Genomic DNA, 25,365 nt, shown 5'->3' with positions numbered 1-25,365 from the left:
CGGACGCCGATGGAAGGAAAGATTTATCACTCCCGGGGGGCCATTAATCGCCTTCAGCCATAGGACAGCTCGATAGATAGGGGTTCAAAGGTCGGGGTCGGGTGCAAAAATGGGGTCAAGCGCAAAGACAGGATCAGAGGCGGAGCTGAGGGGTGCGGAGACGTCGGGGGAGCTGGAGGTCGCGGAGCTCCTCCTCACGGCGGAGATATACAACCGATCCGAGAACCTGACCGAGGACGACCTCCCGCCGAAGATCAGGAAACACTACTTCGATCCCGTGACGAGAAAGGTGAAGCGGCCGATCTACGTCACCGAGGGGGACGTCCAGGAGATCTTCGGCCTCGGCAGCGTCCGGGAAGCGGCGAGGAGCCTGCCCTTCGTCGACCGGGAGGGGATCCGCGACCAGCTGAGGCTCACCGTCTTCGACCTGGGGGCGAGGTGGTTCGTCAAGCGCGACTCCCTGGAGAGGATCAGGTCCAACCCCACCCTCGCCTACTTCTACGAGAACTACGACTCCCTCGACGTCAGCTACGCCGAGGCGAGGAAGAGAAACCAGCCTCTACTGACTGATCGGGAGTGGATCCAGTCGAAGATCCGGGAGATGGAGGCGAAGGTCGAAGAGGCGGACGAGATCCTGAAGCTCGTCAGGATCAAGGCCCCCGAAGACGTCCGGGACCGGATCGAGGACCTGGTATTAACGAAGGACCAGGTGACGGAGATCGAGAAGGCGGCCAAGGCCCTGGAGCACCGCGATTACCTGAGAGAGGTGGGGCTCTACGACATCGGAAAGCTCCTCTTCGTCGGGCCTCCGGGGACGGGGAAGACCTCCACCGCCATGGCCCTCTCAGGGAAGTTCGGCCTCCCCCTGGTGGAGGTCCGCCTCTCGATGGTGACGAGCCAGTACCTCGGGGAGACCAGCAAGAACATCGACAAGGTCTTCGACCTCGCGAAGACCCTCAGCCCCTGTATCCTCTTCATCGACGAGTTCGACTTCGTAGCCAAGACCAGGACCTCCGATGAGCACGGCGCCATCAAGAGGGCTGTCAACACCCTCCTCAAGGCGATCGACGACGTCAGCCTGGTGGAGGACGGGGTCCTCCTCATCGCCGCCACAAACCACCCCCAGCTCCTCGACTACGCCGCATGGAGGAGGTTTGACAAGGTGGTGAGCTTCCCCCTCCCCGACGAGGAGATGAGGCGGAGGATCTTCGGGAAGGTCCTGGGGAGGATGGACGCCCGGGTCGACCCCGAGGTCCTGGCCGAGAGGACGGAGGGGTACTCCGGCTCCGACATCCGGCTGGTGGTGAGGGAGGCGGTCCTCAACGCCCTCCTCGCGGACAGGAGGTCCATCGACCAGGAGGATATGCTCCGGGCGATCACCGAGTTCGATCGTCGGATCACCGAACACCGGGGGAGCGCCGCCCCATGAGAGTAACCCTCCTGGGGACCGGAGACGCCATAGGCACCCCGAAGATAGGGTGCCGGTGCCCGGCCTGCACCGACGCCCTCTGCGGCGGTAAAAGCAGAAGGCTCAGGTTCTCGATCCTGGTGGAGAACGGCAGCGGCAAGGTCCTGATCGACACGAGCCCCGACCTCCGGTGGCAGCTGATCCGGACCGGGATCAGCCGGGTGGACGGGGTGATCTGGACCCACGCCCACTACGACCACTACGCCGGATTCGGCGACTTCCACCGGGTCCAGAACAGGGTTCCCGCCTACGGCCTGAAGGAGACGATGGACTACATTCTGAACTACCTGTACTTCATGAGGCCGAGGCGGAACGTCGTCGAGATGGGGGTCCCCTTCGAGGTCGCCGGGATGGAGTTCACCCTCTTCGAGGTGAACCACCCCCCCATCTGCGAGGCGGCGGGGGTCGTCGTCCGGGAGGGGAATAAGAAGCTGGTGGTGACGGGAGATACGACCCTCCAGATCCCCGAGGCGAGCCTCGACCTGATGAGGAACGCCGACCTCCTGGTCGCCGACGCCATAACCCCCCCGGGATACGCCCTCACCAAGCACATGAACTCGGAGGAGGCGGTGGGCCTGGGCCGGGAGCTCGCGGCGAAAGAGGTGGTTCTGACCCACATCAGCCACCTCTTCCCCCCCCACGAGATCGCCGCCAAGAGGTGGCCCCTCGGCTACGACATGATGGCGATAGAGCTCTGAATCGAAAGTTGTTTATCTTTTGGATCCCCGCGATGCTATCATGGGGGGTATCTCCGCTTCTGGAAGCCTATCGGCCGTATTTGGCGCCCTCCTCCTCCTCTCGGTCCCATCGGGGGGGGAGGGGTTCGTCTGGGATCGTGACTTTGGGGGGCTCCTGGAGATCCCCCCCATCCAGACGAGCGGGGTCGCGGTTGGGCCGGAGCCCGCCCCGGCCGCAAACCTCTCCGACGGAGCCGACGGGGGGAGGGTGCCCACCTCAGAGCTTTCTGCGGCCATCGAAGCCCTCTTTACCGCCTCAGGGCGCCCGGAGGGCGGAGCCGACGGCCGGACCGAAGCTCCAGGCTTCTCCTTCGTCCTCCCCCCCGGATGGACGGCGACCCCCCGGGGGGACCAGGATGGCGGAAACCTCACCCTGGAGGGGGGCTGCTCCTTCGCGACGGTCGGCTGGTTCGAGGATCCGGGGATCGACCCCGAGGTCCTTCTCCGGCAGGTGGGGAGGGCCTATAGGAGCGACGCCCTTCGGTTCTCCGTCCTCGAGGTGGAGCCGGGAAGGCCGATCGTCGTCGACGGCCAGAGGGCCTCGGCCCTGAACGTCTTCTACATGTACGGCGGCCGGGATTCCCAGAAGCGGATCGTAGCCTGGCCTTCGCCAAGGTCGGGGCGGTTCTTCTTCGCCTCCTTCTGGTCCTGCACCGAGGGGTGGGAGGAGAACCTGGGGGCGTTCGAGGCGTTCCTCGAGAGCTTCCGGGACGAGGGGTCCGAGGGGTATGTTGAGCTGGAGCCTAGAAACGCCACCTTCGACGGCTGGGGGTCGGTCCTCTCGGAGACCCTCCGATCCCATCACTTCGAGGGGGTGGAGGCCGCCCCCACCCCGGAGGTGGAGGTGAAGGTGACGTTGACCGCCCATCGGGTGGCCGACAGGGTCGACCACCTCGCCTCCGAGGAGATCGTCTCATCGACCCGGGCAGCCCTCCCGGCAAGGGAGGCGGCCCTCGAAAGCCTCCTCCTCGATCGGGGGTACCAGGCCGCCGTCCTCCGGGGGGGCGGCTCCTTCTGGGTGGTGGTCCTGGGGCCCGACGGGGGATGGCAGGCGATCTCCTCCTCCGGGGCGGGGGGTCGCGGGGTGGGAAGCCTCGTCGGCCCCGAGGATCTCGGATGGTACAGGGGGCTGGTGGTCGCCCTGCCGGAGGCCGTCGAAAGAAGCGAGGCCCTCGTCGTCCAGGACTGCGACCCGCCCCGGCTCCTCCGCCTCGATCCCAGGGCCGAGGTGAACCTCACCTGGATCCTGGGGCTGGAGGGGCTCCTCGACCGGTACAGCTACTCCTCCGATGGGGCAGACCCAGGTTCCTTCGCGAAGGCCCAGGTCTGCTGGGCGCTCCTCGAAAGGGAGGGGCACGACGCCCTCCTGATGAGGGGTTGTGAGGGCCATCCCCTCCACCCCCGGATGTGGGTGATCGTCCGCCATCCGGGGTCGGGGCACGTGGCGGTGGACCCGGGGGCCGCCGGGGATCGGGGGCTGGGGGAGATCGTGTCAGGGGCAGAGTGGTTCCATGGGGTCGGCTACGAGACGAGCCTCCAGTACTCCTGCCTCCACCCGGGAGAGGGGCTCGCCATCGATCCGGGGGCCGTCAAGACGCCGGCCCCCTGATGATCCCCCATATCTTTAACCGCCTGGCAGCCCCTACGGAGAGATCGTGACCTCCGCCGAAACCACTGACCGCCGTCGTCTGACCCCCGAGGAGCGGGATCGGCTCCTCTCCTCCCTCAGCTCCGAGGGGGACAGGATCATGCTCCGGATCCTCCTGGAGACGGGCCGCCCCCTCGAAGATCTCCTGGGGGCGAGGTTCTCCGACCTCGACCCCCGCCGAGGGGCCCTCCGGCTCGGCAGGCGCGGGAGCAGGGATCTTCGGGGGAGGTCTGGCGAGGGGGCCGGAGGAGGGATGGCGGGATCGGTGGGGGAGGTTATCGATTCGGAGTTCGAGGAGGTCCCCCTATCCCCAGAGCTTCTGGCGGCAGCGTCCGAATATGGCGAGAAGAATCCGGGAAAAAACTACATCTTCGAGGGGAGGTGCGGAAAGCCCGTCGGCCCCAAGTGGATCCGCTGCGCCATCGAGCCGACCGCCGAGAGGCTAGGCCTCGGCGAGATCTTCCGCGGGCGGGGGCCTGGGGCTCCCCCGAGGTCGGGCCGCCTGGACGAAGGGTCAGCCGGCTCTTCGGCGGCGGGCCAGGGCTATGACCCCACCGGCGGCGGCAAGGCCAGACCCCAGGAGGATCGCCGCCCCGTCCAGGTGGAGGATGAGGAAGAGGCAGGTCAGGATCCCCAGGACCGGGAGGACGGGGACCCAGCCGACGGCCAGAGGGACCCGGAAGGGGCGGGGCCGGTCGGGATCTCTCCGCCTCAGGGCTATCAGGCTTCCGTTGATGACGATGAAGGTCAGAAAGAGGATGAAGTCGTTGGCGCTGGCGACGAAGGCGATCTCCCCGGAGAAGGCGAAGGCGATCGAGAGGAGCGTCACGGCGACGATCGCCGCCATCGGCGTCCTCCTCCCCGGATGGACCCGGCCGAGGACGGTCGGTAACGACGCGGCCTCGGCCATCCCGTAGGCTATCCTGGATGCGGCGAGGAGCATCAGGAGGACGGTGTTGGCGGTGGCGAATAAGGCGATGGCCGAGATGACGACGAAGGCCTCCGGCCCGAGGGCCTCGGCCGCCACCTCGGCGAAGGGGGCGGATGAGGCGGCCAAAACCTCCCAGGGGACGACGGAGACGACGCTGAGGGCCACCAGGATGTAGAGGATGATGGTGATGGCGAGGGCAGCGATCAGGGCTAGGGGCATATTCCTCTCGGGGTCCCTCGTCTCCTCCGAGAGCTTCACCATCTCCTCAAATCCCATGTAGGCGAAGAAGATGAGGGCCGCCGCCTCGAAGACCCCGGTGAGGCCGCCGGGCATCTGGAGGTAGTCGACGCTCCCGAGATGCGGGATCCCGACGTAGATGACGATCAAAAGCCCCGCCGTCTCGATGAGGGTGAATACGATGGCAAACCAGGCCGAGAGCTTCACCCCCCAGAGGAGGACGACGGAGAGGAGGAGGATCAGCAGGACCGCCGATGGTAGGATCGGCGCTCCCGTCAGGGCCTCGAAGTAGCCTCCGAAGCCGAGGGCGACGGTGGAGGCTCCGATGACCCCGCTGAAGATGATCAGCCATCCGACGACGAAGGCGAGCCTTTTGCCGAAGGCGCGGTCTGTGTACTCGTACTCGGCGCTGGCCCTCGGAAAGATCGAGGAGAGCTCGGCGTAGCTGAGGCCTGTGAAGATGGCGATCAGCGCCGCCAGGGCGAAGGCGATCCATACGGAGTTTCCGGCAAGCTCCGCCGCCTTCCCGATCAAGGCGTATATCCCGGCCCCGAGGATGATCCCGACCCCGGAGAGGGTCACCTCGAAGAGCCCCAGCTCCCGTTTAAGCTCCGTTCTTCCGCTCATCGTATTCCTCGTCGTATTGAACGTATCCGATAAATGTGTTACGTCAGATATCGCATAGACTGAAGGGATTCAGTTACATTATATTTATATCCTTGAACGTCATATGCCGCCCCGAGGCCTATGAGCGCGAGGATAGCTCTTCATACCCTGGGTTTTCTAATGATCGTTCTCGGGGCTTTGATGCTTGTGCCATTAGCAGTCTCGATAATTTATTCAGAGCCCTCGGGGGTCGTGGCATTCGTTTTATCCTCTTTGGCGACCCTGGCCGTCGGTTATTCCATGAGACGCCTCGGATCCGGAGGAGATGTGGGACATAAAGACGCCTTCCTGATCGTCACCTTCGGCTGGCTCCTGGCGGCAGTCTTTGGGGCCCTTCCCTTCGTTCTTATGGGCGTGGGCTTCATTGACTCCCTCTTCGAGTCGATGTCCGGGTTTACAACCACGGGGGCGACGATCCTCACCGAATACGACGCTAACGGTTACTGGATCATAAACTCCACCGCCTCAAGCGGTTGCCTCGCATCGGGTATAGTCACAGGCTTGAGCCATCAGCTTGCTGGAGGGCCGACGACAAACGCCGCCCTCATCGGAGGCGATATCGCTGATCCAACTTATTACGGCCTCCTTTTCTGGAGGTCTTTCACCCAGCTCCTCGGCGGCCTCGGCATAATCTTGCTCTTCATAGCGATCTTTCCCCATCTCGGTGTTGCTGGAAGGCAGCTATATTACGTCGACTCCGCCAGGCTTAAAAAAGAGACCCTGACCCCTCGGGTGAAGGATACGGCAAAGATATTCTGGGGCATATACCTCCTCATGGTGGGGTTGGAGACCTTCATGCTGTATTTGGCGGGAATGCCGATATACGATTCGATCTTGACCGCCTTTGCAACCCTCTCGACGGCGGGCTATTCTCCCCAAGCCTCCGGCATCGTCGCCTACTCTAGCCTTCCGATTGAGGCGATCGTGGTCTTCTTCATGATCCTTGGAGCGACGAGCTACAACCTCCACTACATCCTCCTCTACAAAGGCTCGATCTCGGTTTATGTGAGAGACTCAGAGTTCAGGTTCTACCTGTTGATAATGGCGTCAGCGATCGTTATGATCCTCTTGGCCGGTGGAGGGGAGGGAAACCTTCTCCACAGGCTCAGAATCGTCGGCTTTCAGGTAGTCACCACCATGACGACCACCGGATTTACGAATAACTTCGAATATAATACCTGGCCGGTCGCCTCCAGCATGATTATTGTGGCTCTGATGCTGATCGGCGGTTGCGTCGGCTCAACGGGTGGGGGGATAAAGGTCGCGCGCATACTGCTGATATTAAAGTACGGCAGACGTGAGCTGATCGAGCTGATCCACCCCCGAGCCGTAAAGCCGATAAAGATTACCGGAGCCACGGTCCAGGAAGAGGTCCTTCGATCGATACTCTTCTTTGCCCTTCTCTATCTGCTGGTATTTTTCGTCGCTTCCCTGGCGATGGCCCTGACGGAGGCGGGAAATCCGGTATTCGACCTGATCTCGACGGTTTCAGCGATCGCAACCTGCATGGGGGCGGTGGGTCCTGGTCTTGGTGCTGTCGCTTATGACTTCAGCGGCGTAACCGCCGCCGGCAAGATGATCGGCGTGATCTGCATGTTCGTAGGAAGGATGGAGATACTTCCGGTGATGGTGCTATTCATGCCTAATTTCTGGAGGAAATAGTCGTCTGGATTTTCTTCTTCCTCCTTCGCCACAATCGAGAAGATAGACCTGAGCTTCGATGTCACATTAGCAGTTCCAGCCTCCGCCTGCACATTTGGCGTCTTAGGCCTCGTCTGCGGTTTGGTGGCGGTTGAAAGATTGAAGATCATCACAGACCCGCCTTCTGAGGAAAGAAGCCCACCAGAAGTTGTTTATCTCCGGATGGAGTGAATTAAAGTACACGATGACCAAAATTGATGGCCAAAGACGCCCAGACACCTTCCGAGAGCTGGTGGAGTTCTACCTCATCGACTACCAGACCCCCCTGGGCAAGGGGATCGACGTCTCCATCATCTTCCTGAACCTCCTCGTCTGCGCCATCTTCGTCCTCGACACCTACGAGATATCCGAAGCGACGAGGTCCTTCCTCTGGAGGCTGGAGGTCGCAGTCGTCGGCCTCTTCGTCCTCGAGTACCTCGCCCGCCTCTACGCCGCCCCCGATCGGCGAAGGCAGATTTCGGGGATATACAGCGTCATAGACCTAGTGGCGATCCTACCGACCCTCTTCCAGGCGGTCCTCCCCCTCTTCGGCCTCACCCTCAACATCGCATTCGTCAAGACGATCCGGGTCTTCAAGGTCTTGAGGATCTTCAGGTTCCTCCGTTTCATCGCCGCCCCCCACCTCTTCTTCGGGAGCATCTCCCTGGAGCTGGTGAAGCTGGTCCGGCTGGTGACGACGATTTTGATCCTCTTCTTCATCGGCTCGGGGATCTTCTTCCACGTCGAAAGCCCCGCGAACCCCGGGGTCACAAACTTCGGGGACGCCTTCTACTTCACAGTGGTGGCCCTGACGACCGTCGGCTTCGGGGACGTCACTCCCTCCACCGATGCAGGAAGACTGGTGACGATCCTGATGATCCTCTCCGGGATCATCCTCATCCCCTGGGAGGCGAGCAAGATCGTCAAGGAGTGGGTCCTGATCACCAGGAAGACGAGCACCCTCTGCCCCCTCTGCGGCCTTGAGGAGCACGAGGTCGACGCCTCCTACTGCAGGCGGTGCGGCCATCGCCTCTACCACCAGCAGATCTCCGAGGCCGGCGAAGAAGGCGAGTTCTGACATTATCCAGGGGCAGGGGGGCGATCGAAGGGGAGGAGATGGAGGGGGCCGGCGGAGCCCGCCAGGGGAGGGAATCATAGCTCTTATTTCGCGAATGTAATCCCCCTCCCGGACCGGGGAAGGGGAGGGCAGATCTTTCTATTTAAGGACGATCTGAGATTTTATTCCCCTGGATCATGGCTTCAGTCCATTAAACGCCCGATTACAGCGTCATAGGACGGGGAAAGAGCATTTCCGGGATTTTCTGCCTAAAAGCCAAATAAAAAGAGTAATTCGGATTTTGATAAGATAACCAGGGATAATATGGCTTTTTTCGAGGCTCAAACCCTCGGATCAACAGGTTTATCTACCTGATATAGATATCAGCGGGTTGGTAAACACATGACCGCGAATGACTTCGCAAACCACCTTGATAGTTATGTTTCAAGGGTATTATCTGGATTCAGACCATCAAAGCAGGTATTATCCAGCTTGAGCCAGAAAATAGACGAATTCGGAGCATTAGATCCGATGAAGCCGGTCATATCCATGATCACACCTCTCTTCAGGAGAGGTGAGGCAAATGTTTGATTCAGCCTCCATTTCCAGCGGCAAAACCGATTTTATAGCCGAATCCTCCGACGATAAGCCTCCACAACGGGCCGAGACCGTCCACGAGCTCCTGGCCCGCCTCGGAGGCGACATGGAGGAGATCGACCGGGTGAAAAAGGTCTACCCGATGAAGATCAGCAGCCACTTCCTCGCCCTCATCCAGGAGAAGGGCGACCCCATCTGGAAGCAGGCGGTCCCGTCCGCGGAGGAGCTCTCCGACTTCCGGAACGTGGCAGACCCCCTCTCCGAGGGGAGGGACACCAAGGTCCCCGGCCTCATCCACCGGTACCCCGACCGGGTCCTCCTGATGGTCAGCTCCAAGTGCGCCATGTACTGCAGGTTCTGTACGCGAAAGCGGTCCGTCGGAAGGGTCGAACAGACCCCGATGCAGCAGATCTTCCAGGGGATCGATTACATCCGGGGCCACCCCGAAGTTAGGGACGTCCTCCTCAGCGGCGGCGATCCTCTCCTCCGGTCCAACCGGGAGCTGGATATCATCCTCCGGGAGCTGAGGTCGATACCCCACGTCGAGATCATCAGAATTGGGAGCCGGGTCCCCTCGGTGATGCCGGAGCGGGTGACTCCGAGGCTCGTCAAGGTCCTCAAGAAGTACCACCCCCTCTACATGAACCTCCACTTCGAGCACCCCAGGGAGATCAACCCCGATAGCGAGCGGGCCCTAAAGCTCCTGGCGGACGCCGGAATCCCCCTGGGGTCCCAGACCGTCCTCCTCCGGGGGATCAACGACGACCCCGAGGTGATGAAGGAGCTGATGCAGAAGCTCGTCAAGAACCGGGTGAGGCCCTACTACATCTACCTCTGCGATCTGGTGAAGGGGGTCGAGCACTTCAGGACCACCCTCCAGGCGGGCTTCGACGTCATCTGTCACCTCCAGGGCCACACCTCCGGCCTCTGCGTCCCCCACCTGATCATCGACTCGCCGGGCGGCGGCAAGATCCCGATACTGCCGCCGGACTACCTCCTGGCCACCGATGAGGAGAAGGCGGTCATATCCAACTACAAGGGCGAGGTCTACGAGTACCCCAACCCGAGGATCTGAGATGAAGGTCGCCCTCACCTGCAACATCCTCCCATCTGACTACAGCCGGGAGTCGGGGGACGACACCTTCGCCGAGTTCGACGCCCCCTCGACGGTGGAGGCGATCAGGTCGGCCCTGCTGAACTACTGCGACTCCGTCGAGGTCGTCGAGGCGGACGAGGAGGCGTACGAGAGGCTCCGCCGCGGCGATTTCGACTTCGCCTTCAACATCGCCGAGGGGATCCGGGGGGAGGCGAGGGAGGCCCAGATCCCGGCGATGCTGGAGATGCTGGGGATCCCCTACTCCGGCTCCGGGGTCACCACCCTCGCCATCACCCTGGACAAGAGGAGGACGAAGGAGGTCCTCCTGGCCAACGGGATCCGGACCCCGCGGTTCCAGCTTTTGAGGAGAGCCGATGAGCTGAGGCCAGACCTCGATTTTCCCCTCTTCTTGAAGCCGAACGGTGAGGGGTCGAGCCGGGGGATCACCGCCAGGTCCCTGGTGAGGGAGGTGGAGGAGCTGGAGGCGGTGGCTGGCGAGATGATGGCGAAGTACCGCCAGCCCGTCCTCGTCGAGGAGTACCTGACCGGAAGGGAGTTCACGGTGGGGCTCCTCGGAAACCCGCCCGAGGTCCTTCCCGTCGTCGAGGTCGGCTTTGAGGGCCTCCCCGCGGGAGCGCCGAGGTTCGACTGCTACGAGGTGAAGTGGATCTACGACTCCCTGGAGGCCGGGTTCGACACCACCGTCTGCCCCGCCGACTTGGACGAGGACCTCCGATCCAGGATCGAGAGGGCGGCGACGGAGAGCTTCGAGGCCCTGGAGGTGAGGGACCTCTGCAGGCTCGACCTCCGCCTCGACGCCGACGGCGAGCCTTCCGTCTTCGACGTCAACGCCCTCCCCGGCCTCATCCCCGACCCCGCCGAGAACTCCCGCTTCCCCAAGGCCGCCTATGCTGCCGGCTACTCTTACGAGGGGCTGATAGGGAAGATCTTCTCCTCCGCCCTGAGCCGCCAGGGGATCTCGATATGAAGGTCGCGATCCTCTATAACGTCCCAGGAGACGGCTCCTGCCGGAGCGAGACCGAGATGGCGGCGGAGCTCGAGGTGCTGGAGACGGTGGAGGTGGCGAAACGGAGCCTGGAAGCCGCGGGCCACGAGGCCGTCCCCCTCCGGTGCAGCCTGGAGGCTCTCTTCTCCCTGAAGAACTTCGATCTCGTATTCAACCTGGCCGAGGGTTTCGGCGACGACCTCCGGGCCGAGGCGAACGTCGCCGGGTTCATCGAGCTCCTCGGCATCCCCTTCACCGGCTCCCCCTCCACAGCCCTGGAGGTGGCGAGGGACAAGGGCCTCTCCAAGCTGGTCCTGGAGAGGGAGGGGATACCCACCCCGCGGTTCTCGATATTTCGGAACGGCGAGGAGCCGTTCAGCCTCGACTTTCCGGTGATAATCAAGCCCGCCCTGGAGGATGCGTCCATCGGCATAACCTTCGACTCCATCGCAAAAGACGAGGTGGAGCTGAGGGCCAAGGTCTCGCAAGTCATAGAGACTTACTGCCAGGCCGCCCTGGCGGAGGAGTACATCGGGGGGCGAGAGGTGAACGCCGCCCTCTTCATCGGCCCCGGAGGCTTCGAGGTCCTCCCCATCTCGGAGATCGTCTTCGACCTCCCCGATGGAACGCCGAAGATCCTCGGCTTTGAGGCGAAGTGGATCGAGGAGAGCCCCCTCTACCAGAACACCATTCCCCTCTGCCCCGCCCCCCTGGAGCCGGAGCTGAGGGAAAGGATCGAAGATCTCGCAAAGAGGGCCTGCTCCGCCCTGGGGGTCGAGGGGTACGCTCGGGTCGACTTCCGGATCAGGGAGGAGGATGGCGAGCCCTTCGTCATCGAGGTGAACCCCAACCCCTGCATAAACCCGACGGGGAGCGGCTTCGCCCGGGCGGCGGCCGCCGCCGGAATGGAGTACCCGGAGCTGATTTTGAGGATAGCGAGGATTGCCCTGGACCGGTTCGGGCGGGGCCGCCTCTGGACCGATGCTAGGTCCAATGGCGGAATGGCGGCACTGGAGGGAGAAGTCGTCTTCTCGGCGGGCGGGCTCGACTTCCGGCGGGTGAGGGCGGAGGACGCCCCCCTCCTCTTCCGCTGGTTTGAGGACCAGGAGCTGACGAAGTACATGGAGCCGTCTATGTCCCTCACCATAGACCAGCTCGTGGCGAGCATCCTGTGCTCAAAGGACGAGGACTTCGTCATTTTTGAAGGCGATCTGCCTATAGGCTTCGCCTCCCTCTACGAGAGGACCCCCTGCACCGGCGAGATCTCGTACCTGATCGGCGACCCCGATCATAGGGGCGTCGGCCTCGGCAACGCCATCGTCGAGGCTATCGTAGAGCACGGCTTCTCCAGGCTGGGCTTGAATTCGATATACGCCTCCGCCACCGTCGAGAACATCTCCTCGATCAGGGCCCTGGAGGCGGCGGGCTTTCGGAGGATCGGGACCCGACGGGCCTCCTCCCTCCTGGGGGACCGCTGCCTCGACGACCTCCTCTTCGACGTCACGAGGGAGGAGTACCTCTCCGGAGGGGCGGGATCGGGAGCTTGACCGGGAGAAGAAAGCTTCTTTCTTCCCCGCAAAATCCGGATATAAGATGACCTTCCATCCGATCTGAGAGAGGTGGTCGGAGATGAAAGGTCGGATCGAGGTCATCCTCGGGGACATAACGCGGGTGGAGGCGGAGGCGATCGTCAACGCCGCAAACCCCACCCTCCTCGGCGGCGGGGGGGTCGACGGCGCGATCCACCGGGCGGCGGGCCCCCGCCTTCTCGAAGAGTGCCGAACCCTCGGCGGCTGCCCGACCGGCGAGGCGAGGATAACAAAGGGGTACGACCTTCCCGCGAAGTTCGTGATCCACACCGTGGGGCCGATCTGGCATGGGGGAGGCCGGGGCGAGGAGGATCTTCTGGCTAAGGCCTATCGCAGTTCTTTGGAGCTCGCCGGGGAGAACGGGATCAAGACGATCGCCTTTCCGGCCATAAGCGCTGGAGCCTACGGGTTTCCCATGGAGCGGGCATCAAAGATCGCCGTAGCCGAGATCAGTAGGTTTCTGGAGGGCGGAAGCTCGATCGAGAGGGTGGTGCTAGTCTGCTTCAGCGAGGAGGCGAGGGGGTGCTACCTGGAAGTGCTCTAGACATGCGAATAAGGGCTCTGGCTAGATGACAGAGTACATTAACCAAGCTCCAGCTCAGCTTCGATCTCTTCCTCGGTGTAGTATCGGCCCCGTTTCAAGTCCTCCAGCGCCTCTTCTATCCTCTTGAAGGTCTCCTCGCTGAGGGGCTCATCGTCCGTTTCCATGCTGACCAGCCGATCGGTCATCGTCGTCGTCTCAGCCGTATACTGAGCTATCGTGTGATATAGAATATGAAAGCTCCCGCCCCGTCGGGGCTGGCCCGGCAAAACGTATTCTTTTTTGGGACTGTACCCTCCGAGAGGGTGCGGATCTGAAATACCCAAATCGATCATGCCATCGAAGCGCAAGAGAGATGTAGCCCCGGCGCAAAACCCGTCTCCAGGCATAAACTGAGAGGTATTCTCTATGGAACTTGATGAGATGGCAAAGACGCTGGTTGCGACACTCCACCTGGAAACAAACCCTGTGGGCGTGAAATTGATCAGAGGCGAGGAGGAGATCCCCCCGGAGATGAAGATGATCCCAGGGCCCCTCCGCTACTGCGAGATGGTCCAGGCGGCGAGGCTCCGGGGCGAGACGACCCTCGCCAACTCCGATCTCCACTCCTGCAAGGGCGGGGCGGCGGGGCTCGGCCTGATGGAGTTTCCCGAGAACATCTCCTCAGGAAACCTCTACTTCTCGAAGCTGAACAAGGTCGAAACGAAGGAGGCGGGCTCGAAGATCGTCTCCTCCTTCCCGGCCCAGAAGGCGGGGAGCACCGTCGCGACCCTGGTGGCGCCCCTGGAGAAGATGAAGTTGAAGCCGGACGTCGTCATCTTCGTCGGAAAGCCCTTCCAGGCGAGGAGGGTCGTCCAGGCAGCCCTCTTCGCTGAGGGGGGCAGGGTGGACTTCGACACCTCCGGGATCCAGTCCTTCTGCGTCGACGCCACCTCCTCGCCGATCCTGAAGGGGGACGTGAACGTCTCCCTCGGCTGCGACGGCGCCGCCAAGAACGCCGGATTGGAGGACGACTTCGTGGTGGTGGGGATCCCCTTCGATATGGCCGAGAAGGTCGTCCCCATCCTGGCCGCCCGGGGGAAGGTCTGGGACGACTGGATGAGGTCCTGAAGGCTCACCGGAGAAGGCGCCACCGGAGGAGGACGCCTCCGTCCAGAGCCTCGGCGGCCGATAGCTCGAGCTCCGGATAGCCGCCGGAGAAGCCGGGGCCGTCGACGAGGGTGGGGGCCCTCGCCCCTCCGATGATGATGGGGCCGATGTAAGTCGAGATCTCGTCGACGAGCCCCCCCTCGACGAGGGACCAGTTGAGGGTGGCCCCCCCCTCCACCATCAGCCTTCTTACCCCTCTTTTATAGAGGAAAGAGAGGAGCTCCGGAAGATCGACCCTCTCCTCCCCGAAGGCTACGACCTCGCACCTATCCCCCAGAAGGCGGAGCCGCTCCTCGGGGGCGGCCCTCGATACGGCTAGGATGCACCCGTCCCCCAGCACCTTCGCCGAAGGCGGGGTTTTGCCCTGGCTGTCGACGACGACCCGAAGGGGGTCCTCGGGTTTCCCCAGCTTCGACCTCATGCCTCTATGGTCCGGAGACTTCACCCTCAGCCCCGGATCGTCGGCGAGGACCGTCCCCACCCCCACCATCACCGCGTCGCTCTCGGCCCGGAGGAGGCCGACCCGCCCCATATCCTCCGGCCCCGATATCCTCACCTGCTGGCGAAGGAAGGAGCTGATCTTCCCGTCGGCGCTCATGGCGCTGTTGATGAATACGAAGGGCCTCTCCATGAGGGTCTTGACGACGGAGAGGAAAGCTAAATATTTTCCCTCCCCGATCTCTCTTTCATGATGAGGCAGGATGACGAGGTAGTCCTTTCGGGGACGATCCTCCTCGGCGAGGAGCTCGAGCCCTTCGAGGGGCACCTCTGCCTCCGGGGAGGGGTCGTCGCTGAGATCGGGCCCGAGGAGGTGGAGTCGGACCTGCTGGGGATCATCGCCCCGGCCCTCGTCAACGGCCACGTCCACCTCGGCGACTCCTTCTTTAAAGACCCCCCCTACCTCCCCCTCAGGGACCTGGTGGGCCCGGGGGGCCTGAAGCATCGGGCCCTCGCCTCCGCCCCCCGCCGGGAGGTGGTGGAGGGGATGAGGCGTTCCCTCCTCTACATGGCCCGGTCTGGAACCGCGGCCTTCGCCGACTTTCGGGAGGGAGGGTCCGACGGGGTCGAGATGCTTCTGGAGGCGATGGAGGGGACGGGGCTGGCCGGGAGGATCTTCGGGCGGCCCGATCCCGGATCGGTGAGGATTCACGAGAAGTGCTGGGGGGTCGGGATCAGCAGCACCAAAGATCATCCCCGGTCCTGGGTCGAGGAGGTGGCCGAGGCGGCGAGGCGGGAGGGAAAGAAGGTCGCCCTCCACGCCGGGGAGGCGGACCGAGACGACATCGAAGATGCGCTGAGCCTCGAGCCCGACCTCCTCGTCCACCTCACCAGGGCCGAGCCCCGGGACCTGAGGATGGTGGCGGAGGCGGGGGTGCCGGTCGTCGTCTGCCCCCGGTCGAACCTCGTCACCGGCGTCGGCCTTCCAGACGTCGCCCGGATGCTGGAGATGGGGATCACCGTCGGCCTGGGGACCGACAACGTCATGCTCAACTCGCCAAACCTCTTCTCCGAGATGGAGCTGGCATCCAAGGCCCTGCTGCATAACGATAGACAGGTATTTATGATGTGCACGCTAAACGGTGCACGGATCCTGGGCGCAGATGATGAGGCCGGCGCCATCCGAGTCGGAAAGGAGTGCAGGATAATGGTCATCGACAGACGGTCGGAGAATATGGCGGGGTCGAGGGACCCTCTGGCAAGCCTGGTGAGGAGGGCGGAACCCTCCGACGTTCTGGCCGTCATCTAGGGGTTTTTCCATGTTTGAGAGGATAATGATAGCAACCGACGGGTCAAAGCATAGCGAACGGGCGGCAGCGGTGGGGATAGAGCTAGCCAGGCTCTCTGGGGGCTCCGTCACCATAGTCTACGTCGCCGATACGGGAAGGCTGAGCCACCTCCCCGAGGACATGGCTCTTGCGAGCATAAGGGATCTCTTGATAAAGGAGGGGGAGAACGCCACCGCCTTCATCGGTGAGATGGCCGAGAGGTCTGGGGTCGCCTCCACCAAGATGGTGGTGGAGGGGAACCCCGGCGAGGAGCTGGTCCGGGTGGCGGAGGAGGTCGGGGTGAACGCCATAGTCATCGGGAGCTGCGGGCGATCCGGCCTCGAGAAGTTCCTCCTCGGAAGCGTAGCCGAGAAGGTGGTCCGCACCTCCACAGTTCCCGTCATCACGGTTCCGGGGGAGAAGGTTTGTGATTGATGTTCTGGTAAAAGAGGTGATGGTCAGAGACGTAGCCTACGTGACGGTCCCCGGCTCCAGGGACATGGTATTGAAGGCCCTCCAGGAGAGGCACGTCTCGGGGGTGCCGGTGGTGAAGGGCGGGGAGCTGGTGGGGATGGTGACCAGGACCGACCTTCTCCGAAACCCCGAAGAGGACCAGACCGCCCTCCTGATGACCCGGGATCCCCTGGTCGTCCACCCCGACGACGACGTCGTCGAGGCGGCGAGGCATCTGGCGGAGAACGACATAAGACGGCTTCCCGTGGTGGAGGATGGAGCCCTGGTGGGGATCGTCAGCGTCGCCGACGTCATCCGGGTGGTGGCAGACCTGGAGATAAAGAGGCCTATAGAGCGGTACTTTGAGAAGATGACCGTCGCCCTCTGGGACGAGATGCCCCTCCCCGTGGCCGGAGCCGTGATGGAGTACGCGAACGTCCAGGCCTCGCCGGTGATCGACTCGGAGCTGAAGCTGGTGGGGATCGTCTCCGACCGGGATCTGATAAACGCCTCCGTCATCGAGGACTCCGTCGAGATGTCGGATATGTCCTCGGCGAACGACGAGGACGAGTGGACCTGGGAGAGCACCCGGGACACCCTCAACTTCTACTACGGGGTATCGAGGATATCCCTCCGGAAGATCCCCGTCAAGCAGGCGATGGTCCCCGCCGTCACCGCCATCAAGACGAGCGAGGTCTCGGAGTGCGCAAGGGTGATGATGAGAAAGGGGATCGACCAGCTGCCGGTGGTGACGGCCCATCAGAAGCTGGCGGGGATGCTTAAGGACTCCGACCTCCTCTGGGCCTTGATTCAGCACTCCCTCGAGGCCGGGGCCTGAGGCAGGGAGACGCCGCTCCCTGCCCCCTCCTCTTCCTGCTTCATCTCTTCCGATATGATTTGGCGGCCCGGTTGAAGGGATCCAGAGCCGCCGCGCCTCCCGGCCGGTAGCTCCCCCGAGGGGCGGGATAGGTCTTCTTCGCCGACGGCTGAAGGCCATGGGCGGAAGGGGCCTCTATCCATCTCCAGCCCTCCTTAGTCCGGGAGCTCCAAAGTCGAGGCTGCAAGGATCCCCATTATTCCCTGGGGATGCTCCCCGCCTCCGGCTCGAGGCCGATCATACCCCATATCCGCTCCAGATCCAGGAACTTCTCCGCGGCGGAGGCGAGCTCGTCGTAGCCGTCGCCCCGGAGGGCGGATCCCCGGACCAGGTTCTTCCTCGAATAGAGGTAGTCCAAGAAGGCGTCCCTGAAGTTCTGGTTGTTGAAGATCCCGTGGAGGTAGGTTCCTATGACAAGGCCGTCGTCGGCCACGGCGCCGTCGTCCCCGAAGGCCGGGGGGTCCCTGGAGGCGGTCACTCCCATGTGGATCTCGTAGCCCCACACCCTCTCCCCCATAATCCGCCCCAGGATCGGGCCGCCTCCGGTGACCGGCTTCTCCACCTGGACGGTCCTCTTCTCGTACCGGTCGAACCGGGTCACGAGGTCCAGGAGGCCGAGGCCGGGCATCTCGACGGTGGCGTTCTCGATCCCGAGGTCGACGATCCTCTTCCCCAGGATCTGGTAGCCGCCACAGATCCCGAGGATCGGGACCCCGGCCCTGCGGAGGGCCAGGATCTCCCGGTCGGTACCCCTCACCCTCATCTCCTCCAGGTCTGCGACGGTGTTCTTCGTACCGGGGATGATGACGGCGTCGGGGCTTCCCAGGGGCTCGCCGGGGGCGACGTACCGGACCCTAGCCTCCCGCTCCAGGGGCTCAAAGTCGGTGAAGTTCGAGATCCTCGGGAGCCTGACGACGGCGATCTCCACCTTTTCGCCCCCGCCGCCCCTCCTCTTGTCCCCCAGGGAGACGGAGTCCTCGGAGGGGAGGTCCAGGTCGAGGTAGGGCATCACCCCCAGGACGGGCACGCCCGTCAGTTCCTCCAGCATCCCAAGCCCCGGCTCCAGGATGGCGGGGTCGCCCCGGAACTTGTTGATGACGAGCCCTTTGACCAGGGGCCGGATCTCGGGGGGCAGAAGCGCCGCCGTCCCGTAGAGGCTGGCGAAGACCCCGCCCCTCTCGATGTCCCCCACCAGGATGATGGGGGCGCCGAGCTTTCTTGCGACGTAGATGTTGGCGATGTCCCGGTCGAAGAGGTTGATCTCCGCCGCCCCTCCCGCCCCCTCCACGACGATGTAGTCGTACTCCTGCGACAGCTCATCGATGGCCCGGTCCACGACCCCTTTCAGCCCATCGATCTCCCGGTAGTACTCCTCCGCCGACCTATCGGCGACCGGCACCCCGAAGACGATCACCTGGCTCGTTCTGTCCCCCTTGGGCTTGAGGAGGATGGGGTTCATCAGCTCGGAGGGCTCCACCCCCGCCGCCCAGGCCTGGACCGCCTGGGCTATCCCCATCTCCTTTCCCTCAGAGGTGACCCAGGAGTTGAGGGACATGTTCTGGGACTTGAAGGGGGCTACTTTGAGGCCCCGATTTCGGAGGATTCTACAGAGGGCGGCGACGATGGTGCTCTTTCCGGAGTGGGAGCAGGTCCCCAGGACCACGATGAATCGCGTCATCAGGTCTCCGGGAGTGGTGGGAAGGCTTATTTGTCTTTTGGAAGGGGGGGATTGGTGTGGTAATAGGTAAAAAAAATTTTCTGCACCCTCTAATAGGAAGAGGGGCATCTGAGAATTCCCCGATTCTAGGACCCAAATTTGAGCTATTGAAGGCGATGGATTCGGTCATGCATAGCTGTCGTTTAAGGCACCTCATATTAGGGTTTGGGATCGCCGGCCGTTGGGTCACTACCCGACGATCCGTCGTTGCCCTCTTCGACGGCACCTTCTTACTCGATGTCGTAAGAGGGCATAGACGTGTCGTTATTTGCCGATACTTTAAATTTATCTGGGGCCTCCCCGTAGACTATGACGCTGTTTTTGCCGTAGCTATCTCCGGCTCTTTCGTCACCATCATGTTTGGCTTTCAGGATAATCGACCTGCTCTCTCCCGTATCCAGATATCCGAGGCTCATAGTGACATCACAAGGCTTGCCCGCCTCCTCTCCGAGCAGAAAGTCAGGGCTGCCTCCTTCGGAGTAATAAACGTTGTCGAAATCCATGCCCAGGGGCAAAGTATCATCCAGGGTTACGTTCTTCAGCCTAGTTTCACCAGTGTTACTGGCGGTAATTTTGTATACCACTATAGTTGCACCATCTGCAGTAACTGGTCTCTGATAAAATTGAACGACCTTCATAGACGAGATATTGGCGAAGGGTGACGTCCCCACCGTTACAGCAGGCGCCTTATCGGTTACAGGACACTGTTGTACGAAAGATTGTTGTACGAAAGACCACTTTATGTCATATTGGCCCTGATCAGGAATGTACGACGTGTTTAATCGTTCAGTCATCCTCTGTACTCTAACCAGGTATCCAAACCCAAAATAACGCCAACCGGATTTATTTGCATCCGGCTTCAATGCCACGCCCTCAACGCGGTGCAAGTTGCCGTCATGATCAACGATGTATCCCCGGGAGACAATACATGTAAGCGGTTCCCTGTATTTCTGTTCGCATGTCACATCATCTGGGCACTCCACGAAGAGCTTCGCCGGCTTATCGAGCCAGAGGGTGCAATAATCACAATCTCCGACCTTGATCTGACCCTGGAACTCGAATATATGACCCTTCAACGTCTCATTGATCAGATAGCTCCGGGACGTATTTTGATCCTTAAGGGCGAGCTGTTCAAGGCTGAAATCGTCGGGGTCTGGATGACCAAGGCGGATCTGATAAAGGCTCTGATTAGTTTCGTTGGTTTTCATAGTTATGGGTATCCTGTCTGGCCCTCCCTTACCTATCATCTCGTAATTTGAGCAACTTGCAGATATCGTCACCAGTAAGATGATCGCTGCCAACACCGCCAGATATCTTAGCTTCATCTCGCTCACCACCCTGATAAATGAAACCTCTTCGCGTCTCTCTCAGTCTGAAGAGGCGACTAATTATTAAACTCATTCTCGTTAAACTAATTTAAATCTATTGGTTTGTACTTATCGGATAAAGATTAGAGATGAACCGTAGAATTAACCAGCCTGATCTGCTAGCTGATCCGTTGGAACAATAAAAGGCCAAAGATCAGAGCATCACGTCTTATGCATTTTCGGCCATAATAATTAAAATTATTTTTTTGATGAAAATTAGCTTTTATGGTTTAATAGAATTAACTCTGATCGCACATATTGGAAGATTATAATGCCAATTGTAATCGTTTTTTATTTTTATAATTTATACCAATTATTTATTCTATGGAAATTCAACATATATACATTATTTAAATTTAAGTAGAAGATCATAAGATTTATCATAATTATTTATTTATATATTTTAAAATTTAAATAATATTATATGAATTTTTAATATCGTGTCTTTGACGAATAGGTTAAATGTTATTTTTATATATGTGATGGACATAGTTATTTAAGATTACAAAAGAGAAAAGTTAAAATATGAAGAAAAGAAGATAAAGACCCATGGATCAGGAAACTAAGGATGCTTATAAATTGCTGGAAAATTCTGGATTGAAGCCGCGCATCGAGCCGATCAAGATTTTCCCTGGGGATGTCCCAGAGAGACTGGGCTTAAGATTTAAAAGAGACTCGGGATTCATAGGTATGGACGTAGATGATATTAAGATTCAAGCAGCAATAAAAAAAGGTATTACAAATCCGTACGAAAGAGACAAGGGCCAAGATAGTGTATTTTCCTACATGTATGGTCTCAACCATAAAAACCACGTAAACGTGTATTATGACTGTGAAGATAGAGCCTTTTGGACGATGGCACATGTGCGCCACAGATTCCCTGGCTTCCCCATAGGCATGATCAGTGGCGTTGCGGCAGAGGGCGGACCGGGCTTGACAGGAGAAAGGCACGCATTGAACGTATTATGGTGGTATGACACGTCAGTAAATAATTTTGTTTGTTCATACTGGGATCCCATACTTGATAGATTCGTCAAGGGCATTAATCAAAAAAAGGCCGTCATAGGGTTTCCATTAGGTGCGGGAAGGTACCATCCCATACCAAATAATATCGATCCCCTTGACAATACCCTCATAGCGTTCGATGAAAAAAGGCTCATCTATCCACTTGATGGGAACGGTGGGGTATCGGAGTATCTAGAGAACAAAATCTACGAGAACCCTGGAGAATGCAAAGATCCCCATATCTCTACAGAAGACAAAAAGCATCCCAATTTTCTGAATAGGTGGAAAAGATATGATGAGGCCCTTTGGACTTTTGTCCATGTTCGACGAGCTTATCCAGGATGTCCTATCGGCGTGGCTATCGGAACAAGAGATGGGAATGATGTCTACGAGAACATTATATGGGGCGCAGACGGGTCGGGGCACATCATTCATAAATATTGGAATCCCGCCTTTGAACACGACGACAAATCGGGCGAATATTCCGGCAAGTTTATATCCGGCCCGATCAGTTTGAATACGGTCTTTATTTAGATTTTTTTATCATATCCAGGGATGATCAATCTGAAATATTCGTCTTAGGTGGAGGGATGGCTCATTAGAAATGTAGTCCTTGTATCTGTGCTGATGGGGGTGCTGATTACCGCTGCATCAGCTGGAGTAGTTACCAGCACTTTTAGTTGTACCAGCGACAACGGCACAATGACGCACTACAGCTATTTTAAAGAGCCTAGACTCGAAGAGAGCAGTTATTCCAAGGGCTACAAGACGGGCTCGACGAACTACCTGGTAAATGGTGAAATCGATTTCACTGATGAATTTGGATATTACGATGGCCAGATAGACGCAGCCCATCCACCTTACGCAGATCATAACTCTAGCGTATATCATCATCAGTATGTAAACTTCACAGGCGAGAAAGGGATATCAGAGTTCTACGCAAAGGGTTTTTATCCCAACAATCGGGCGGTATCTGCGTGGAAGAAGATACGATACGATGATCTAAATTATGTAAAATATTCTGGAGTTATGCATCTGAGCGGAGCGTCCCGCATTCAGGGCAATGGCAGATCCCCCAGCTATGCCGGGACATACGATCTTGGGGAGAGCCGAAGATCAAGCCGTATTAACGTAACAGCAGAAGCGGATATGGGTGCAAAACCCCCTGCGAAAACGGATAATGATTACGAATTTAGATACACCGCCAATGTCACCGATGGAATCATAGAGATCAAGGATGCCACCGCCTGGACGAACAGAACCGTCTCCCGTAATATAGACTGGGAACAGGACGCTCTGATCAGAGGAGACAACATCCATATAACGAACGATCTGATTGCAGAAAATATGTCGTATCCTGGTGCAGGCATCGACGAAGGCTGGCTCTCCTGCTGCATCGGCGGTGGAGAAGCTTACAAGCAAGACTATGAAAAGAGTCTTGTACCACTGGCAGGCTTTTATTGTGACGATGATGATAAATGCTACATCGGTCGCGATGATAATAAATGGCCCGATACTGGTGTTTACAATACGTTGAAGCCGAATCAGGTAACCGCCAACTTGATACGCAATCAGGAGTGCATCATTGATCCAATAACAGGCGCCCTCAGATGTACAGCACCTCCAAAGTATGAAAAATTGCAGTGCAATTATTCCTACTGCCCCAGCTTCGAGTGTATATACCAGTTTGGAAATTTAGGCGAAGATACAAACAACGCTACAAAATCTGACGGAGCTGGAGGTGGCCAGCCTTATAGAGAGGAGACTCAGCCCCCGGAAATGTCCGTAAATTACAACGTCACAGTCGAAAAGTTCTATATAGATCGTAATAGCACCTCTGAAAGGGCAGTGTACCAAATCGGGGTCACTTATGCACCGGCAGATAGGAAGGGAAACCTGACCAACGTTAACGTCACGGACCTTCTTCCGAAGGGATTCGGCTACACCAGAGGTAATTCGACGAAGATGGATGGTGAGATATTCGAGCCAACAAACAAAACCTCTAGCAGCTTGACTTGGACTATTACGAGGCTTGAACATGATGAAACCCTTTATATTAATGTAGCGTTCTCCATAGAAAATAGCGCGGACACGAAGACTAGATTATTGGATAACATGGTATACGCATCTTGGAAGGCAGAAGACGGAACAATTCAGGAGAGCTTAAAGAAGAAGGCGGCAAAACGATAACGTCGATAACGTCAACGTCACCTGGAGGAGTTGCGAACCCCGCAAGTAGATCAAGTGATTGTAGGAGAGGGGAGATTCCGGTGGCGACTGCAATCCTCTACTTCCTACTCTGGTGCCTTTTCGACCTTGAGGTTGGAATTAAGGGATGAAATCCTTCAGCTTACTGCTCCCCCGCCGCCTCCCGGACCCTCGCCGCAGGACCCTTCAGCCGGCAGAATTGGCGCCCTAACCATCCCGACCAGGCCCCCGCCCCCGAGCGCCGCCCGCACCTCACGGCGCCTCAGGTCGAGTCCTCCGCCCCAAATCCGCGGACGCTGATGATCTCTTAGAGTTCGGGATCGGCATCCTGGAGGAAGCCTGGCCGCCCTCATCAGCACCGCCGGGGCCCGCCCCTCTTTCGTCTCTCCTCGGGACCGCGGTCTCTGAACCTGACCAGGTGCCAGTTGTCGATCTCCCAGAGGTCGAGGGCCCGCTCCTCCTCCTTGAGGTACCCCCGCGCCCTCTCCATCAGCTCGGACCAGTCGACGTCGCGGCCGGCGAACTCCGGCCCCTCGACGCAGGCGAGCTTCGTCTCCCCGGCGACGTTGACGCGGCAGGCGCCGCACATCCCCGTACCATCGATCATGATCGGCATCAAGCTCGCCCTCGTCTCGACGCCGAAGGGCTCCGACGCCCTCGAGCAGGTCGCCATCATGAAGGTGCAGCCGATGAGGTAAACCCTCCCGATCTCCTCGGATTCGAGGAGGTCCCTCAGGGGGTCCTTCGCCCATCGGGCAGAGCCCACCGTCATATCTCCAGAGGCGACGATCAGCCGATCGGCTACCTCCGCGAGCCTATCGAGCCAGAAGTGAAATTCTCCCCTGAAGGCCTCGGCGATGTAGATCACCCGGTTCCCCGCCCCCTTCAAGGCCTTTGCGAGGGCATACCCCGGCCCCGTCCCAAAGCAGCCGCTGACGATTGCGACCGTCCCGAAGTGCCCCACCTCTGCGGCCTTCCCCAGGGGGCCGGCCAGGTTTGCGAGCCTCTGCCCCGGCTCCATCAGGCCGAGCTTCTTTGTAGAGAGCCCCAGCTCCTGGAAGACGAGGGTGACCGTCCCCCTCTCCCGGTCCCAGTCGGCTACGCTCATAGGTATCCTCTCCCCCGCCTCGTCGACCCGGAGGATCATGAACTGCCCCGCCTGGATCTTCTCGGCTATATCAGGCGCCCTGATCTCCATCAGGGTGAAGCCTGGGGCGACCGTCTCCTTCCGGACGATCTCGTTGGCGATGGAGCCGACGGACCTTTCGCATATCGTCTCTTCCATGAGGATTCACCCGCCTAAGAGCTCCCGGGACCCTTCCGAGCCTTCGGAAGGCTCATCAACTCACCCCGGAGCTAGCAGGGACTTTATCCGATAGCTACGAGATCCGCCTGTGGGTTGAAATACTTTCCCCGCCACCTTAACCCTCTATTCGAATCCGGAGATATCCTGCGACCTTGAACTGCAATTAGACCCTTTCTAGATGGCTTTCTGTTAAATTTAAATAGGGAGCTTCGAGGATCCGCCCCCAGAATCGGAGGGGTCCCGGGGCGATGGAGCCGCGAAGCC

General features: G+C 59.7%; 22 protein-coding genes. 16 read left to right on the top strand and 6 right to left on the bottom strand.

Annotation, left to right across the window (positions count from 1 at the left end):
• Positions 1 to 109 precede the first annotated feature (109 nt).
• Genes MHAR_RS05225 through MHAR_RS05215 form a run of 3 tightly spaced genes read left to right on the top strand, consistent with a single transcriptional unit; the run spans position 110 to position 3,814 of the window.
• Positions 110 to 1,429, top strand: a complete 1,320-nt coding sequence (locus MHAR_RS05225; protein WP_014586569.1) for an ATP-binding protein — start codon at positions 110 to 112, stop codon at positions 1,427 to 1,429.
• Positions 1,426 to 2,166, top strand: a complete 741-nt coding sequence (locus tag MHAR_RS05220; protein ID WP_014586568.1) for an MBL fold metallo-hydrolase — start codon at positions 1,426 to 1,428, stop codon at positions 2,164 to 2,166. The genes MHAR_RS05225 and MHAR_RS05220 overlap by 4 nt, the downstream gene beginning before the upstream one ends.
• 40 nt (positions 2,167 to 2,206) lie before the next feature.
• A complete protein-coding gene (locus MHAR_RS05215) occupies positions 2,207 to 3,814 on the top strand; it encodes a hypothetical protein (RefSeq protein ID WP_014586567.1) in 1,608 nt (535 codons plus the stop codon).
• Between the two features lie 553 nt (positions 3,815 to 4,367).
• Here the strand turns inward: MHAR_RS05215 and MHAR_RS05210 are convergent.
• A complete protein-coding gene (locus MHAR_RS05210) occupies positions 4,368 to 5,648 on the bottom strand; it encodes an APC family permease (RefSeq protein WP_014586566.1) in 1,281 nt (426 codons plus the stop codon).
• 120 nt (positions 5,649 to 5,768) lie between these two features.
• Here MHAR_RS05210 and MHAR_RS05205 point away from each other — a divergent pair, with 120 nt between their 5' ends.
• From MHAR_RS05205 to MHAR_RS05180, 7 genes are all read left to right on the top strand, one after another.
• The gene (locus tag MHAR_RS05205) at positions 5,769 to 7,349 is read left to right on the top strand and encodes a TrkH family potassium uptake protein (protein WP_014586565.1); all 1,581 of its coding nucleotides are present in this window, start codon (positions 5,769 to 5,771) and stop codon (positions 7,347 to 7,349) included.
• Between the two features lie 223 nt (positions 7,350 to 7,572).
• Positions 7,573 to 8,445 carry an ion transporter gene (locus MHAR_RS05200; RefSeq protein ID WP_014586564.1) on the top strand — a complete coding sequence of 291 codons (873 nt, stop codon included), beginning with the start codon at positions 7,573 to 7,575 and terminating at the stop codon, positions 8,443 to 8,445.
• A 381-nt stretch (positions 8,446 to 8,826) separates the two neighbouring features.
• Positions 8,827 to 9,015, top strand: coding sequence for a hypothetical protein (locus tag MHAR_RS13295; protein WP_143763290.1), 189 nt, complete (start codon positions 8,827 to 8,829; stop codon positions 9,013 to 9,015).
• Positions 9,008 to 10,096 (top strand): KamA family radical SAM protein, encoded by a 1,089-nt coding sequence (locus MHAR_RS05195; protein WP_014586563.1) that lies wholly within the window; start codon positions 9,008 to 9,010, stop codon positions 10,094 to 10,096. The genes MHAR_RS13295 and MHAR_RS05195 overlap by 8 nt, the downstream gene beginning before the upstream one ends.
• Before the next feature lies 1 nt (position 10,097).
• Positions 10,098 to 11,105 carry a D-alanine--D-alanine ligase family protein gene (locus tag MHAR_RS05190; RefSeq protein WP_014586562.1) on the top strand — a complete coding sequence of 336 codons (1,008 nt, stop codon included), beginning with the start codon at positions 10,098 to 10,100 and terminating at the stop codon, positions 11,103 to 11,105.
• Positions 11,102 to 12,670, top strand: a complete 1,569-nt coding sequence (locus MHAR_RS12445) for a GNAT family N-acetyltransferase (protein ID WP_014586561.1) — start codon at positions 11,102 to 11,104, stop codon at positions 12,668 to 12,670. The genes MHAR_RS05190 and MHAR_RS12445 overlap by 4 nt, the downstream gene beginning before the upstream one ends.
• Before the next feature lie 82 nt (positions 12,671 to 12,752).
• Entirely contained in the window at positions 12,753 to 13,256 is a 504-nt protein-coding gene (locus MHAR_RS05180) for an O-acetyl-ADP-ribose deacetylase (RefSeq protein ID WP_014586560.1), read from the top strand.
• A gap of 38 nt (positions 13,257 to 13,294) precedes the next feature.
• Here the strand turns inward: MHAR_RS05180 and MHAR_RS13665 are convergent, their stop codons facing one another.
• Positions 13,295 to 13,441, bottom strand: a complete 147-nt coding sequence (locus MHAR_RS13665) for a hypothetical protein (RefSeq protein WP_014586559.1) — start codon at positions 13,439 to 13,441, stop codon at positions 13,295 to 13,297.
• Positions 13,442 to 13,661: 220 nt separating this feature from the next.
• On the opposite strand from MHAR_RS13665, the gene MHAR_RS05170 reads away from it, so the two are divergent.
• On the top strand, positions 13,662 to 14,363 hold the full coding sequence (locus tag MHAR_RS05170) for a DUF169 domain-containing protein (protein ID WP_014586558.1): 702 nt from the start codon (positions 13,662 to 13,664) through the stop codon (positions 14,361 to 14,363).
• Positions 14,364 to 14,367: 4 nt separating this feature from the next.
• Here MHAR_RS05170 and MHAR_RS05165 read toward each other — a convergent pair whose 3' ends face one another.
• Positions 14,368 to 15,033, bottom strand: a complete 666-nt coding sequence (locus tag MHAR_RS05165; RefSeq protein WP_014586557.1) for a 2,5-diamino-6-(ribosylamino)-4(3H)-pyrimidinone 5'-phosphate reductase — start codon at positions 15,031 to 15,033, stop codon at positions 14,368 to 14,370.
• Positions 15,034 to 15,090: 57 nt separating this feature from the next.
• Here MHAR_RS05165 and MHAR_RS05160 point away from each other — a divergent pair, with 57 nt between their 5' ends.
• From MHAR_RS05160 to MHAR_RS05150, 3 genes are read left to right on the top strand one after another with little or no spacing between them, the layout of a single operon-like run.
• Entirely contained in the window at positions 15,091 to 16,149 is a 1,059-nt protein-coding gene (locus MHAR_RS05160) for an amidohydrolase family protein (protein ID WP_014586556.1), read from the top strand.
• A gap of 10 nt (positions 16,150 to 16,159) precedes the next feature.
• Positions 16,160 to 16,603 carry a universal stress protein gene (locus tag MHAR_RS05155; RefSeq protein ID WP_014586555.1) on the top strand — a complete coding sequence of 148 codons (444 nt, stop codon included), beginning with the start codon at positions 16,160 to 16,162 and terminating at the stop codon, positions 16,601 to 16,603.
• On the top strand, positions 16,596 to 17,459 hold the full coding sequence (locus tag MHAR_RS05150; protein ID WP_014586554.1) for a CBS domain-containing protein: 864 nt from the start codon (positions 16,596 to 16,598) through the stop codon (positions 17,457 to 17,459). The genes MHAR_RS05155 and MHAR_RS05150 overlap by 8 nt, the downstream gene beginning before the upstream one ends.
• A 235-nt stretch (positions 17,460 to 17,694) precedes the next feature.
• Here MHAR_RS05150 and MHAR_RS05140 read toward each other — a convergent pair whose 3' ends face one another.
• Together MHAR_RS05140 and MHAR_RS05135 are read right to left on the bottom strand one after the other, a co-directional pair.
• The gene (locus MHAR_RS05140) at positions 17,695 to 19,176 is read right to left on the bottom strand and encodes a cobyric acid synthase (protein ID WP_048144391.1); all 1,482 of its coding nucleotides are present in this window, start codon (positions 19,174 to 19,176) and stop codon (positions 17,695 to 17,697) included.
• A gap of 269 nt (positions 19,177 to 19,445) precedes the next feature.
• A complete protein-coding gene (locus MHAR_RS05135) occupies positions 19,446 to 20,540 on the bottom strand; it encodes a DUF11 domain-containing protein (protein WP_014586552.1) in 1,095 nt (364 codons plus the stop codon).
• A 591-nt stretch (positions 20,541 to 21,131) separates the two neighbouring features.
• On the opposite strand from MHAR_RS05135, the gene MHAR_RS05130 reads away from it, so the two are divergent.
• Together MHAR_RS05130 and MHAR_RS13290 are read left to right on the top strand one after the other, a co-directional pair.
• Positions 21,132 to 22,121: a hypothetical protein gene (locus tag MHAR_RS05130; protein ID WP_048144390.1), complete on the top strand. Its 990-nt coding sequence runs from the start codon at positions 21,132 to 21,134 to the stop codon at positions 22,119 to 22,121.
• A 48-nt stretch (positions 22,122 to 22,169) separates the two neighbouring features.
• Complete coding sequence (locus tag MHAR_RS13290; RefSeq protein ID WP_014586551.1) at positions 22,170 to 23,777, top strand: hypothetical protein; 1,608 nt, start codon at positions 22,170 to 22,172, stop codon at positions 23,775 to 23,777.
• A gap of 370 nt (positions 23,778 to 24,147) precedes the next feature.
• Here MHAR_RS13290 and MHAR_RS05120 read toward each other — a convergent pair whose 3' ends face one another.
• Complete coding sequence (locus tag MHAR_RS05120; RefSeq protein ID WP_014586550.1) at positions 24,148 to 25,080, bottom strand: sulfide/dihydroorotate dehydrogenase-like FAD/NAD-binding protein; 933 nt, start codon at positions 25,078 to 25,080, stop codon at positions 24,148 to 24,150.
• Between the last annotated feature and the right edge of the window lie 285 nt (positions 25,081 to 25,365).

Origin of the sequence: Methanothrix harundinacea 6Ac (assembly GCF_000235565.1) — an archaeon.
GTDB lineage: Archaea > Halobacteriota > Methanosarcinia > Methanotrichales > Methanotrichaceae > Methanocrinis > Methanocrinis harundinaceus.
This window is presented reverse-complemented; position numbering and strand designations above follow the sequence as displayed.

Bases quoted from the DNA above. Each gene is read 5' to 3' on its own strand.
- MHAR_RS05225 (WP_014586569.1), top strand. From the start codon at position 110: ATGGGGTCAAGCGCAAAGACAGGATCAGAGGCGGAGCTGAGGGGTGCG.
- MHAR_RS05220 (WP_014586568.1), top strand. From the start codon at position 1,426: ATGAGAGTAACCCTCCTGGGGACCGGAGACGCCATAGGCACCCCGAAG.
- MHAR_RS05215 (WP_014586567.1), top strand. From the start codon at position 2,207: ATGGGGGGTATCTCCGCTTCTGGAAGCCTATCGGCCGTATTTGGCGCC.
- MHAR_RS05210 (WP_014586566.1), bottom strand. From the start codon at position 5,648: ATGAGCGGAAGAACGGAGCTTAAACGGGAGCTGGGGCTCTTCGAGGTG.
- MHAR_RS05205 (WP_014586565.1), top strand. From the start codon at position 5,769: ATGAGCGCGAGGATAGCTCTTCATACCCTGGGTTTTCTAATGATCGTT.
- MHAR_RS05200 (WP_014586564.1), top strand. From the start codon at position 7,573: ATGACCAAAATTGATGGCCAAAGACGCCCAGACACCTTCCGAGAGCTG.
- MHAR_RS13295 (WP_143763290.1), top strand. From the start codon at position 8,827: ATGACCGCGAATGACTTCGCAAACCACCTTGATAGTTATGTTTCAAGG.
- MHAR_RS05195 (WP_014586563.1), top strand. From the start codon at position 9,008: ATGTTTGATTCAGCCTCCATTTCCAGCGGCAAAACCGATTTTATAGCC.
- MHAR_RS05190 (WP_014586562.1), top strand. From the start codon at position 10,098: ATGAAGGTCGCCCTCACCTGCAACATCCTCCCATCTGACTACAGCCGG.
- MHAR_RS12445 (WP_014586561.1), top strand. From the start codon at position 11,102: ATGAAGGTCGCGATCCTCTATAACGTCCCAGGAGACGGCTCCTGCCGG.
- MHAR_RS05180 (WP_014586560.1), top strand. From the start codon at position 12,753: ATGAAAGGTCGGATCGAGGTCATCCTCGGGGACATAACGCGGGTGGAG.
- MHAR_RS13665 (WP_014586559.1), bottom strand. From the start codon at position 13,441: ATGACCGATCGGCTGGTCAGCATGGAAACGGACGATGAGCCCCTCAGC.
- MHAR_RS05170 (WP_014586558.1), top strand. From the start codon at position 13,662: ATGGAACTTGATGAGATGGCAAAGACGCTGGTTGCGACACTCCACCTG.
- MHAR_RS05165 (WP_014586557.1), bottom strand. From the start codon at position 15,033: ATGGAGAGGCCCTTCGTATTCATCAACAGCGCCATGAGCGCCGACGGG.
- MHAR_RS05160 (WP_014586556.1), top strand. From the start codon at position 15,091: ATGATGAGGCAGGATGACGAGGTAGTCCTTTCGGGGACGATCCTCCTC.
- MHAR_RS05155 (WP_014586555.1), top strand. From the start codon at position 16,160: ATGTTTGAGAGGATAATGATAGCAACCGACGGGTCAAAGCATAGCGAA.
- MHAR_RS05140 (WP_048144391.1), bottom strand. From the start codon at position 19,176: ATGACGCGATTCATCGTGGTCCTGGGGACCTGCTCCCACTCCGGAAAG.
- MHAR_RS05135 (WP_014586552.1), bottom strand. From the start codon at position 20,540: ATGAAGCTAAGATATCTGGCGGTGTTGGCAGCGATCATCTTACTGGTG.
- MHAR_RS05130 (WP_048144390.1), top strand. From the start codon at position 21,132: ATGGATCAGGAAACTAAGGATGCTTATAAATTGCTGGAAAATTCTGGA.
- MHAR_RS05120 (WP_014586550.1), bottom strand. From the start codon at position 25,080: ATGGAAGAGACGATATGCGAAAGGTCCGTCGGCTCCATCGCCAACGAG.